The sequence below is a fragment of the Oleiphilus sp. HI0132 genome (assembly GCF_001635845.1).
In genome coordinates this window covers 1-12,245 of the sequence record NZ_LWGJ01000682.1, presented here as the reverse complement: position 1 = coordinate 12,245, position 12,245 = coordinate 1, and the positions used below count along the sequence as shown (strand labels likewise).

Annotated in this window: 8 protein-coding genes; 4 read left to right on the top strand and 4 right to left on the bottom strand. The window is 43.2% G+C overall.

The window, feature by feature from the left end; all coding sequences use genetic code 11:
- The first annotated feature begins 317 nt into the window (after positions 1–317).
- Positions 318–2,399, top strand: a complete 2,082-nt coding sequence (locus tag A3766_RS08210; protein WP_068507177.1) for a flagellin — start codon at positions 318–320, stop codon at positions 2,397–2,399.
- Positions 2,400–2,572: 173 nt separating this feature from the next.
- The gene (locus tag A3766_RS08205; RefSeq protein ID WP_068507180.1) at positions 2,573–4,567 is read left to right on the top strand and encodes a M48 family metallopeptidase; all 1,995 of its coding nucleotides are present in this window, start codon (positions 2,573–2,575) and stop codon (positions 4,565–4,567) included.
- 34 nt (positions 4,568–4,601) lie between these two features.
- On the opposite strand, the gene A3766_RS08200 is transcribed toward A3766_RS08205, so the two are convergent.
- On the bottom strand, positions 4,602–5,267 hold the full coding sequence (locus A3766_RS08200) for a TIGR04282 family arsenosugar biosynthesis glycosyltransferase (protein ID WP_068507183.1): 666 nt from the start codon (positions 5,265–5,267) through the stop codon (positions 4,602–4,604).
- 52 nt (positions 5,268–5,319) lie between these two features.
- On the opposite strand from A3766_RS08200, the gene A3766_RS08195 reads away from it, so the two are divergent.
- Positions 5,320–6,579, top strand: a complete 1,260-nt coding sequence (locus A3766_RS08195; RefSeq protein WP_068507188.1) for a 1-acyl-sn-glycerol-3-phosphate acyltransferase — start codon at positions 5,320–5,322, stop codon at positions 6,577–6,579.
- A gap of 26 nt (positions 6,580–6,605) precedes the next feature.
- Here A3766_RS08195 and A3766_RS08190 read toward each other — a convergent pair whose 3' ends face one another.
- Positions 6,606–10,151: a DUF1631 family protein gene (locus tag A3766_RS08190; RefSeq protein WP_068511672.1), complete on the bottom strand. Its 3,546-nt coding sequence runs from the start codon at positions 10,149–10,151 to the stop codon at positions 6,606–6,608.
- Between the two features lie 203 nt (positions 10,152–10,354).
- Between A3766_RS08190 and A3766_RS08185 the strand changes: the two genes are divergently transcribed.
- Positions 10,355–11,206, top strand: a complete 852-nt coding sequence (locus tag A3766_RS08185) for a 6-carboxytetrahydropterin synthase (protein ID WP_068510568.1) — start codon at positions 10,355–10,357, stop codon at positions 11,204–11,206.
- Positions 11,207–11,217: 11 nt separating this feature from the next.
- On the opposite strand, the gene A3766_RS08180 is transcribed toward A3766_RS08185, so the two are convergent.
- Both A3766_RS08180 and A3766_RS08175 read right to left on the bottom strand, forming a co-directional pair.
- The gene (locus A3766_RS08180; protein WP_068510570.1) at positions 11,218–11,841 is read right to left on the bottom strand and encodes an alpha-ketoglutarate-dependent dioxygenase AlkB; all 624 of its coding nucleotides are present in this window, start codon (positions 11,839–11,841) and stop codon (positions 11,218–11,220) included.
- A 142-nt stretch (positions 11,842–11,983) separates the two neighbouring features.
- A complete protein-coding gene (locus tag A3766_RS08175) occupies positions 11,984–12,214 on the bottom strand; it encodes a hypothetical protein (RefSeq protein WP_068510574.1) in 231 nt (76 codons plus the stop codon).
- Positions 12,215–12,245 lie beyond the last annotated feature (31 nt).

Genomic DNA, 12,245 nt, shown 5'->3' with positions numbered 1-12,245 from the left:
ACAAACCCCTTCTTGCTCAAACACTCCTACTTCACTAGCTATATAGATTGCGGCAAGCACTAGCCAAAAAAACGGCAAACATATCGTTTAAAGACACTACTCACATTAACACAAACACAAAAACTTCTATATTAACAAACACTTAAAACACCCAAACAAAAGCTGGCACAGTGCATGCTTTACAAACAGCAAGGAAAGTGGTGCTCAATTAACGCATCACAACTTTTATAAAAACTTTAATTTAGTAGCCGGTAGTAACTCATCCCAAAACTTTAGGAATGCTGTCCACCGGTATAGAAGATAAGTAGGAGCATACAATGCCTCAAATCATCAATACCAATATCGCGTCAATTAATGCACAACGCAACCTGGACAATTCTCAATCCGCTAACCAGACCGCCTTGCAGCGTCTTTCATCTGGTTTGCGTATCAACAGTGCCAAGGATGATGCGGCAGGCTTGGCAATATCAACACGCTTTGACTCACAAGTTAGAGGACTCAACGTTGCCATAAGAAACGCGGGCGATGGCGTATCACTTTCTCAAACAGCTGAAGGTGCATTAGGATCAATTACCAATAACCTGCTTCGTATCAGGGACCTAGCACTTCAGTCAGCAAACGGAACAAACAGTGCAATCGATAGACAAGCACTGGACCAAGAAGTTCAACAATTAAAAGCTGAAATAGAACGCGTGTCTCTGCAAACAAACTTTAATGGCACCAACTTGCTCGATGGGTCTTTCTCCGGTGTCACATTCCAAATCGGCTCAAATGAAGGTGAATCTGTTACCGTGAGCATTGAGGGCGCTACAGTTGACAAGCTTGGCGCAGCACAAACTGACGGCGTCAGCTCAGACCAACAAGGTGGCACAACACAAGCAATTGCAGCATTGGCCGCAGGTGACTTAGTTATTAATGGTATTGCAGTTGGTGCTTCTAGCGGTGTAGACGATGCCTTCTCTAGCTCAGACCGAGACAAGAGCGCAATCGCCAAAGCAGCCGCAATCAATAAGGTAGCGGATATTACAGGCATTGAGGCAAAAGTTGGCAGCACTCGCGTAAGCGGTGGTGAAGGAACGTTCGACAACACTGCATCATCTGGGCAAGTTGCCATTAATGGTGTCGACATTGATGTTGCTGCCAGCGACTTACTCAGCGACGAAGCAAACCTTCAAAACATCGCAAACGCAATTAACGAAAAATCCGGGCAAACAGGTGTAGTTGCTGCCTTTAATGGTCGCGCAGACACTGGTATATCGTTATCAGCAGAAGATGGCAGGAACATCGAATTAGCTATAGGAACAACAGCCGGAACCATCACAGATTTAAATGATGTTGGCCTAGCTGGTGCGGCAACTTACTCTGGCTCATTTTCCTTAGTATCTTCCGATGGAGGTCCAATTGAAATCGACACAACAACTGGTGATATTGAAAATGCTGGCTTAGCTGTTGGCAAATTCAGCGGCACTAACAGTGGCGCCATTGGTCAAGCCGTTACAAACACCACATTTGTTACTGGAGATCTTGTTATAAATAGCGTCCCTGTAGGACCAACACTAGCCGCTTTTGACACAGCATCACCTTCTTCTACGAACCCAGAAACCAGCGCCATCGCAAAAGCGCATGCGATCAACCTAGTATCTGATCAGTCAGGTGTTACTGCAACCGTAAACTCTACGTTGGTTAATTCCACAGCAATCGCAGCTCCTGGTGTCGGTATTGGCGAGTCTGGAAGCTTCCTGTTAAACGGTGTTACCATTGAGATCTCGACAAGTGATACAAATACCGTTGCAGACAAACAAAACACCATTATTTCAGCCATAAACAACAAGGCCGGCCAAACAGGTATTCGAGCGGAAGCTTTAGGTTCAGAGTTCCGCTTGATTGCCGATGATGGAAGAAACATTGACGTTGGAGCTTTCACAGGTATCACTCCTGCCAACATCGGCCTAACAGCTAGCACCGAATATAGGGCATCAATTTCTCTGCAATCAGCTGGTAAGATCGAGCTAGACTCAATTACAGGCGACATTGAGAAAGCTGGCTTTGAAATCGGCACCTACGGCGCAGCCGAAAGTGGACAGCTAGTACAAGACATTGATATATCAACATCAGATGGCGCAATTTTAGCTTTGGCTGCTGTCGACAATGCACTGACAACGATAAACTTCCAACGTGCAAACCTCGGTGCGATTCAAAACCGATTTGAATCCACCATCACGAACCAAGCGATTGCAGCTGAAAACTTTACGGAAGCCAGCTCACGAATCAGAGACGCTGACTTCGCCGCAGAAACAGCTGAGCTGTCTAGATCACAGGTATTACAAAGTGCGGGTCTTTCGATCCTGTCTCAGGCGAATGGACAACCACAGCAGGTACTCCAACTGTTACAGGGTTAAACCTGACTTAAAAATATTAAAATAAAAACAGTACTACTATCTATTCTCCAAGCCGGCCTAGCCGGCTTTTTTCTTGTATATCACCTAGAAAACCAATCTTTTCTGGCACGCTCTTCGCTTAGTACTAGACACTACCTTAGATAATACAAAAAAGCGGAAGAGGTTTACCTAATATGAGTCCTACTACTCCTAAGCTCCAACCAATCGTAAATGAATTCAGCGATTGTGAACGTTCTGATATTGCACGCCTGCTTATCCATGCGAATGACCTCTACAAAATGTATAACAGCACCGATACTGCTGTTGAAGACAAGAAGGTTTCTTTGGACAAAGCTTTCAAGCTGATTACTGAAGTCATCAACTTCGACCCGAACAACGCGCCGGCAATGAACCTACTTGGCCGCATAGAGCTTGATAGAGGGAATGTTTCTGCCGCAAAAGAACTATTTGATAAGTGCTTAGAGCACTCGCCTGAAAATACACAATACCTGACGAATCTAGGTTATCTACATATAATTTCTGAAGAGCCTGAGTTAGCAATCAGACAGTTCGAAAAAGCACTTTCAATTGATAATGGCAATAAGAACGCATTTCTAGGTATGGCCAGAGCTCATCATGCGCTTGGCCACTTCGATGTCGCTTACCTCCATTATCGATCTTTAATCAATCATGGCTATGATGACATTACGATCTTGCATGGCATGCTTAACTGCTGCCCTCATATAAAGATAGAATCTTACAACACTCAGCTTGAAGCTGATTTGTTTTTGCTTCTGTCAAAGAGCGAACTGGCTTTAGATAAACTTGCCGGATTCGCTGCGGCATTGCTAGTCAAAAAATATGATTTAAGTAATCCAAATGCGACGATTGAAATGCTTGAAGTCGCAAAAGACCCCTTAGTGTATTACTCCTTACTAAACTGCATTTTACCTGATCCGCATGTTGAAGAATTTATAACGCTATTGCGCCAAAGCATTTTGCTAGAGTGCGTTGAGTCAGGCACCCTTCGGGATGATCTACAAGTGCTAGCTATCGCGATTGCTGTTTATGCGGAGCGTACTAACTTCGCTTTAATCGTTGATGAAGTTGAAGAGGAAAAAGTCGAGCTAATTGATCAATCTCTTCAACATACCCTCCAACACCAATGGGAAGTTGATGAGGTAGCCGGCGCATTGATTGTTGTGGGTATGTATAAGGCATTCTTCTCTCAGACTTATGCAGTTAACTTAACAGCGCTGGAACTAGATCAGTGGCCATCGGCATTATTACCCTTAATGGAGTCATCCCTATATCGTCGAGCTGAGCGTGAATCTTTCAAGCAGCAGTTCCCAGAAAAGAAAAGTGAACTGCTAACTAGTAAAGATGACTTACCGGGGCCATTTCCAAGGCGGCAAACAATCGACTTTTTTAATCAGCAGTCCTTGAAGCAGGAACTAATCAATAACTTCCAGCTGCCAGAATCGGAACTGCCAGAACGCTTACTGCTATTAGTTGCAGGCACCAATGCTTCTCAACGTGCGCTTGAGTATGCTAATCACTTCAACGATGTTGATGTCCTCGCCCTTGAAAATAGTCTAGAGAACCTAGCTGAGTGTCATCTAAAAGCCCATCAAAAAGGCTTATCTAATATAGTGTTTTGGCCACAGTCATTGGCAAAGCGTTTTCTTGAAGATGGGAACCAAATACATTTTGCATCGATCTCGGCCGAAGCACCGGTAGTTGATGCGGAATTCGTTGAATTAGTTAAGCGTCAGCTTTGTACCAATGGCATTCTCAATATAAAGCTGTGTGAGTCTCCCGATAACGCGAGTACCGATATTGAAACACTGGTTGCCAAGCAAGGCCTTCGTAATACCAGCGCAAATATCAGAGCTCTAAGATCCACCATTCTCGCTGACAAATACAGTGCTTATTGGGAAGGTTTGATCAACGAAGAATATTTCTATTCCATTGATGGATGTCGCCAAGCATGGTTTGGGAGCAATGACCAGAAGCCTGTGCTGAATACTGCTATCGAACTTAGCAGCAGTTCTCACTGGCAGCTAAGTAAAGTGCTAAACCACTACGGGAAAGCCGTTTCAACCGCTTTGGCGAAAAAGAATTTACTGAAAATAGCAAAAACCAAGCAAATAAATCATGACTACTCAATTTATTTAGCAAAACGCTAGCAATATTCAGCTCAAACTTGGCCAAGATCATGCGCTAAGTTTGAGCTATAACTTCCTTCCAACGCTCATAGTCAGCCACTTCGTCAACGTCCCACGAGTCAGGAAGCACTTGATAGCTTAGTCCTATCCGACTGCAGCAACTAAGCGTTTGCTCCAGCGCCTTATCACTCCCCCACTCAACACCATCGAGCCAATTACCATTAACTCGGGCCAGAGCTTCTCTGCGTAAGGCTAGTAATACATAACCACCATCTTCTGCGGGTATGATCGCCACGTCATGCTCACTTAATGAATCTTTTACAACTTTCAGGTCAGATACAGTGACATTCGGACAATCACTGCCAATAATCGCAACGCTCTGATAATCAACTAAACTACGCTCAAGGGTATCGCACATTCGCTCACCAAGATTTTCCCCTCGCTGTTCGTGGCAGTCTAAACCTTCTTCTGCAATTAGTGCCTTAAGCTTTTTATGGGCATTTATAGATTCTGCTTCAAGCGAGTCAAACGAAGCACTCTTTTGATCAAACCATAACTGATAGTCACAAGCGATACACTGACTAAATCTTAAAGCAATATCTGCAACAAGCTCCATATGAATAGATAGCGCAGCCTCCTCACCCAAGACTTTCGCAATACGAGTTTTTACATGCCCCAACAAAGGACGCTTAGCAAACTGAACAAGTAAAAACTTTCTCACAGTTACCTCTGCTCAATATTTAAATTATTAGCTCTTCTATCAGGCCAGTCGAATGTTGTTTTTGGCCGCTGGCAGCATATATGGCCAGAAGCTAGACTTAATTCATTATAATCGGCGCGAAGAAATCGTCATTTTTGTTTATACTCAAACCTCAATCTTCAATTCGTTACGGGTAATCATGTCGCAAAGTCTTAAAGCAGTCTCTTTCAATATAGCATGGCAAGAAAGCTTTAAAGAAATTCAGTGCTATGAGGACAAGCAAGTCAATCAAGTATTGCGCGCACTACTGAGCGATAAAGAACTTATTTCCGTGATCAAGAGCCTATTCAAGTCAGACGAAAATCAAGCGCCGATTCAATTTGAGCGTTTAGCTGATATTCACTCGATTGATGCCTTTCAAGCCTGGGTGGCAGAGTCTATATTCCCCTACATAGAAACAAGCTATGATGATTTGAGCGTTTCCGGTCTTGATGAACTAGACCCTGCGACGCCCTATGTTTTTATCTCGAACCACCGAGACATCGTGATGGATCCACTCATCCTTAATAAAGCGCTAAGGGAATATGGCTTCTCTACCTCAAATTGCGCTATCGGTGACAACCTACTTCAACACCCAGCTGCTAACGACCTTGCCTTACTCAACCGCTGCTTTAAGGTCTTCAGATCTCTGAAGTCTCCTAGAGCAATGCTTAAAGCGATGAAAACACAATCTGAGTACATTCGTTATTTACATTTTACACAGCAAGGTAACGTTTGGATCGCGCAAAAGGAAGGCCGGGCAAAAGACAATATAGACAAAACTAACCCCGCCCTGATAAAAATGCTTATCTTAGCGAAGCCCAAGGAACGACCATTTAGCGATTACATGAACGCATTGAATATTGTACCTGTCTGCTTCTCTTACGAGTGGGATCCTTGTGACATTGACAAAGCTCACGAACTGATAAACTCTGAAAACAACTCAGACTATCAGAAAGACCGGTTTGATGATTTCATCTCTTGTAAGAAAGGCCTGAGCGAAGAAAAGGGTAAAATCCATATCGACTTCGGAAATACACTAAGCATCTCTGAAACACACGACCATAAAGATGTCGCTAACCTTATTGATGAAGGGATTCAGAAAGCCTACCGCCCCTTTCCAGTGAACTACGCCAGTTACAAGCGAATCCACGCGACTCACTCAATTCCTAGCAACTTTTCTAAACAAGAGATTAACCAATCGGCCAAGCGACTGGATGAGAGACTAAAAGACGAAAATATCGAGATCCAAAAGCGAGTTTACACAGCCTACTCACAAGTACTGAATAGCTGAAGTATTCCAAGCACAAAGCCTTATACTTAAGCTAACTCTTCTAATAAACCAGGTTTTTTAATTCCAAAGCCTTGAGAGTGGTCAACACCAATAGTTCTTAGAACATTCAGAATTTCATAGTTTTCTACATATTCAGCAACTGTTTTCATACCCATAAAGTGAGCTAACTCATTAATTGATTTGACCAAAGCCTGGTCACGTTCGTTGTTAGCGATATTGCCGATAAACACACCGTCGATTTTAATAAAATCAACAGGAAGTTTTTGAATGTAAGCATAGGACGAAAGACCTGAACCGAAGTCATCTAGTGAGAACTTACATCCAGTCTGCTTTAGTACCCGTATAAATTCGATCGCATCAGCCAGATTTGTAATGGCTGCAGTTTCAGTAATCTCAAAACAAATCATTTCCGGAGGAATCGTGCTAGCTGCAAACTGCCCTAGTATAAACTCAAGGAATGAATCATCACTTAAAGAGTTGCCAGACAAATTAATTGAGAAGCCATCAGATTTAGCAACAGACTCTTCATGTGTCTCCATCCAACGCAATACGTTCTGTATCACCCAGCGGTCAACCATCGCCATTCGTCCAAAGTGTTCTGCTGCTTCGATCAACATAACAGGCGGCAATACCTGACCATTATCCCTAACACCCAAAAGAATTTCGTAATGAGGCTTGGCATTGGGGTCGGTGGTGATCGGACGAATTTCCTGACAGCGAAGTGTCAGCAATTCATCGAGATCCTGATCAAGCTTTTGAACCCACTCCAACATCTGATCACGCTTGTGCTGGTCTTTGTCTAGCGCTTCATACAGTACAACGCGATTTCGCCCATGCTCTTTAGCAGAGTCGCATGCGACACCCGCTTTTCGCATCAAGGTGTCGTAGGAGTCAATTTCAACTTCAAAATCGGCAACACCAATACTCACCGTCGTATTGATAGCATGGTCTTCCCAAGTAAAGCTTTGCGAACTGACTTCTTTACAAATATTTTCTGCTACATCGTTTGTCGTTTCAAGCGAACAATTGACCAAAATCATACCAAATTCATTACCACCCAAACGCCCGCAAAATGCATCTTCCAGGCCTTGTGCTTTAATGGTCTGAGCAACATGCTTCAATAAAGCATCACCAGCATGATGCCCATAGCTGGTATTGGTTAAATTGAACTTATCGACATCGATATAAATCAAAGTCGCTTTACTTTGATTAGTAACAGCACCGGAAATACTTTGTTCTAAGCCGCGTTCAAATGCCTGACGATTAAGTAAACCTGTCAATACATCACAACTAGACTGGCTAGCAAGTTCTTCGTAAACAGACTGAACCATTTGATGTAAGCCTTGGTCAACCAAGGGCACTTCATCGTTATCAACAAAGCTTGCTTTATTAGCTTTAAACAGTTCGACCAACTTATCCAAAGGCATACCTTCATCTTTCATGCCTTGGCTATCAACAAATACGAACCGGAAAGACTCACTTCCTGACCAGGCGAGGCGCAAGCATCTGGCACGCCCTTGATCATCTTTTATTTCAACCCATTCACCAACTTTCATCGTCACTACGCGCTTATGCCAATGAGAAGCTTGTGGGTCCTGACCCTGATCTGGACGCAGGTCTTTAATCTCTTTTTCAGTTTTCTCGTAAGGCCATTCGTATCGATCAATCTTGACGAGCAGCGGATCAACATCATGGAACAAACAATCTTCCAGTCGCTGCAATACCGTCTCATATCCAACAGGCCCAACAATTGTTAACTCTTTTGTGATTAGTTCTAATATAGAAGGCGCTTCCAACTCCATTTCTAGTTCAACGGCCCATTGGTCACTATCATCAACCTCTTCACCCAACCACGATAAAAGTACATCTACAACATTTAATGCTTCGGTATAGCCTTCACTTGTTTCGCCATCGCGAACAGCGACTAAGGCCAAATGCTCACGCCACCCGGCTTTATCAAGAAGCTCCATCAGTACAACCGGAACTGACTGTCCCTGCAAAAGTTCATTAAGGTCTGTTACAACTTTATGACGAGCACTTGCTACCTTTTGCTTTCCCTCATAGGCCCGAGCAATGCGATCCGAATTACGTTTTTGCGCGATTGCTTGGCGTTCTAATAAATCATCTAGCTCTTTTACAACTTTTTCTATCGCTTGATCATCATGGTCAAAGTCACTTACAACCTTACCGATATAGCGATCCAAAACTTTCTCTAGTCGTTTCTTATCAGACTTCTCGCTCGCTGAAAGCTTGGCTAGTTTATTCAACAATTGACGCGCTGGATGCGAAGCATTAGAGAAGAAAGTTTTATCTCGAAGAACTACCTTAAGAATAGTGAGTTTAAGTTTTTCTAACCAACGCTCGAGCAAACCACTGACACCGATTTTCTCGACAATGACTTCGAAAAAGCGATCCGTCACATCGATTAGCTCGGATTCTTGCTGGCCAATATTCTTGGCACCGCCCGGCATTTCACTTAGACCACTTTCAATCCAAGTACGTAACTTCTTACGTTCGATTAGCTCGGTATCATCTCTAACTTGCTGTAATTGGCTAATTGCACCAACTAACTGAGCAGGCGCGTATTGACCTACAGGTATACTTTGCGAGTTTGCATCGATTTCTTCCCCAGCAGAAGCTAAGCCCAATTGCCCCCCACTAGTAGAGGAGGTGTGCAGACGTGACAAAGTATCTAATGTGCTGTTTTCTTGAGCTTTATATTGGTGGCTATTTTCAAGGATAGACGCGGCTGAAGAGCCCCCTCCAATAACTGGTGCATCACTCAGCCCTTCAACATTGTGATTTACTGTCTCTTCGGCTGAACTGGCTTCTTGTGCGGCATCTGCTTCACTTTCTGTCTTTGTTAACGGCTCTTGAGTTTGCTTAGGCTTGTAATTAACTTGGACTTTTTTAACAGTGCCGATTATCTCAAGATATGACTCTCTTAAGTCTTCAAGAAAGCTACGAGACAGCGCTTTATAGATGACAATCTGGGGAGCCGCCGGGATTTCTAGTTGCTCGATAGCTGTTTTTAAGGTGCTGAAAATTGCATGGGGTGCCAGAGGACAATCTTCCTTTCCAATTGTTTCTCCAAACAGGTACGAAACAATTAAACAAACCTCATGAAGCTCGTAACCAAGTTCAGCTTCTAGGTACTTGATACCCATATTGGCACTAAGCCAATCTTCAAAGTCATCTTTGGAGACAAGACTAAGTGAGTCAAGGTCAAGCTTATCGCCACCATGCGGCTTTTGTGTATCAGTTTTCACTTGCTCTAGTTCATCACTGAGCACCTCTTCATTTGATAAACTCTGCTCAACCTCCTTCAGAGCGCCAATAGCATTGTTTGCAACCTGTGCAGCAAACCATTCACTATTTGCTTCTAGAAGATTAATGGCTAAAGAAAAATCCGCTCGCAGCCAATCCTCAGCATCCTCTAGTTTCTTATATAACTGAGCTAAGGTAGCGTGAATCGCTTTTCCAATGCCGTCATTAAACGACACGGCAACCTGCTGGGCTAACGCCTGCAGCAACTGGGTCTTAAGCTTGATGGATACGGAAAATTCTGCCATGAAAACCGATATTAATAGGAACTTTAGTTAACTAGTGTCTATTAAGGCTAATCTAAATACCTGATTTAACAAGTTAAGTATTCAATATGTTACAAAAAACCAAGAAAAGGAAAAAAACTGTAAAATGTCGGGGAATCCCTACCTATCCTTTGATATCATTACGCGATAGGTCGGGACTCCCCTGCTTTCATTCAGGAAAACTTATGAACCAGCTGTTTGTTAACAACCTCAGTGTTATCGATTTCTCTTACTATGACTTTCAACGCGGGATACTCGGTGAAAGCTGGATCGTGGACATAGTGCTTAGTGGTGAGCTGGATGATCAGGGAATGGTCTTTGACTTCGGTCATGTAAAAAAGCAGATTAAGCAAATAATCGATGAAGAACTCGATCACCGCTTTGTGATATCAGCACAAGCCAAAAACCTTGAAGTAAAACAAGATAAAGGTGTGTGTGAGCTAAATTGGAAAAACGTCATGGGGTCTTATCAACACATATCCCCGGAATCAGCGGTGCTAGTACTTGATGTAAAAACCATCAATACTAAAACCGTTGCAGCTTATCTCGAAACAATAATTCTTAATGCCCTTCCTGACAATGTCAGTAAGGTCGAACTTTCTCTTAGTGAGGAGCACATTGACGGTGCTTATTACCACTATAGCCACGGCCTCAAAAAACATGACGGCAACTGCCAGAGAATCGTTCACGGTCACCGTTCAAAAATTGAGATATTTGAAAACCACCAACGAAATTTCGACTTAGAAGACTATTGGGCGGCTTGCTTCCGAAATATTTATATAGGTACGCAAGAAGATATTGTCGAGGAGTTTGATATTGACGGTAAAGCGCACGTAACGTTTGCCTATAGAGCACAACAAGGTAAGTTTAGTGTTACGCTCCCTGCCAAACGTGTCTACTTAATTGATAGCGACTCAACTGTTGAGTTAATTGCTCAACATGTCGCCCTACGCTGTAAAGAAATGAAGCCCGCCAACCATTATCGCGTCAATGCCTACGAAGGCGTCGGAAAAGGCTCTATTGCTGTTTCCAAATAAAGACACGCCCCTTACATAATTCGTCGGAAAGTTAGATTAATTCGCTCTGCAACCTCGCGTCGAGTTTTTGGCGCCTGGTGTAACCAATTCTTTTGCACGCCGGATTTCATTAGCAATAAAGAACCGTGCTCAAGCTCCAGCTGATATTTTTCTCCCTCTTTCCTTTTGTGTTTTAGCTGGAAGTAGCGACTTTGACCAAAGCTAAGTGAAGCGATAATCGGGTCAGGGCCTAAGCTTGATTCGTCATCACTATGCCAGGATACGCTGTCTTGACCATTACGGTAGCGGTTGACCAAGACACCATTGAATATTTCACCCGTACGCTGCTCTACCAAGATCTTTATATTTTGCAATAAGGGCGTCCAGTTTTTCGGCTTTGCAGCGATCCCAGAATAGCTGTAAGAGATGTTAGGATCACCATACCATGCACTGAGCCGCGGTATTGGGCGCTCGACACCATACATTTGAATATACTCTTGCTGCCATTCGATATCGCAAAGCAAAGACTTAAATAAGCTGTCAGCTTCACTGCGAGAATAAAAGTGACGGTAATAACTTAAGGCCCCACCATCTAAGCCAATATCAATTGCTTCGGGGTAAGCGTGAGCACTAGTTTCAAATAGATCTTCTGTCATCGATATATTATGAAGCTAAGACACAAAAAAAGGGAAGCTCTATGCTTCCCTTTTATAGATAAACCAACTCAGGCCAAATCAGTTTATTATATTGTCGCGTTGACTGCGCTTCTATTTATACTCCGTAACTACAGCTAGCAGCTTAGGCTACGTCTTGCGCTGATTTCATTTTTGCTTTCATTTCCTCACGAAACACTTCGATTGGGTCATCATGCAACCGGTGTGGATCCATATCGTGCTTCATTGTCCACATCATATAATCTAATAACTCTTGCTGTGCTTTTTCTTGTGCTTTACGTGCGCTACGGATATTTACAACATTTGATGTTTCAGTCTTTTCCACCATTTGTACTTCGTTGTTAGTTGCGAACATATTTATCACCCGTCAATTTAATCTGCTAATT

Excerpts from the sequence above, each read along its gene's own strand:
- A3766_RS08210 (WP_068507177.1), top strand. The coding sequence starts at position 318 with ATGCCTCAAATCATCAATACCAATATCGCGTCAATTAATGCACAACGC.
- A3766_RS08205 (WP_068507180.1), top strand. The coding sequence starts at position 2,573 with ATGAGTCCTACTACTCCTAAGCTCCAACCAATCGTAAATGAATTCAGC.
- A3766_RS08195 (WP_068507188.1), top strand. The coding sequence starts at position 5,320 with ATGTTGTTTTTGGCCGCTGGCAGCATATATGGCCAGAAGCTAGACTTA.
- A3766_RS08190 (WP_068511672.1), bottom strand. The coding sequence starts at position 10,151 with ATGGCAGAATTTTCCGTATCCATCAAGCTTAAGACCCAGTTGCTGCAG.
- A3766_RS08185 (WP_068510568.1), top strand. The coding sequence starts at position 10,355 with ATGAACCAGCTGTTTGTTAACAACCTCAGTGTTATCGATTTCTCTTAC.
- A3766_RS08180 (WP_068510570.1), bottom strand. The coding sequence starts at position 11,841 with ATGACAGAAGATCTATTTGAAACTAGTGCTCACGCTTACCCCGAAGCA.
- A3766_RS08175 (WP_068510574.1), bottom strand. The coding sequence starts at position 12,214 with ATGTTCGCAACTAACAACGAAGTACAAATGGTGGAAAAGACTGAAACA.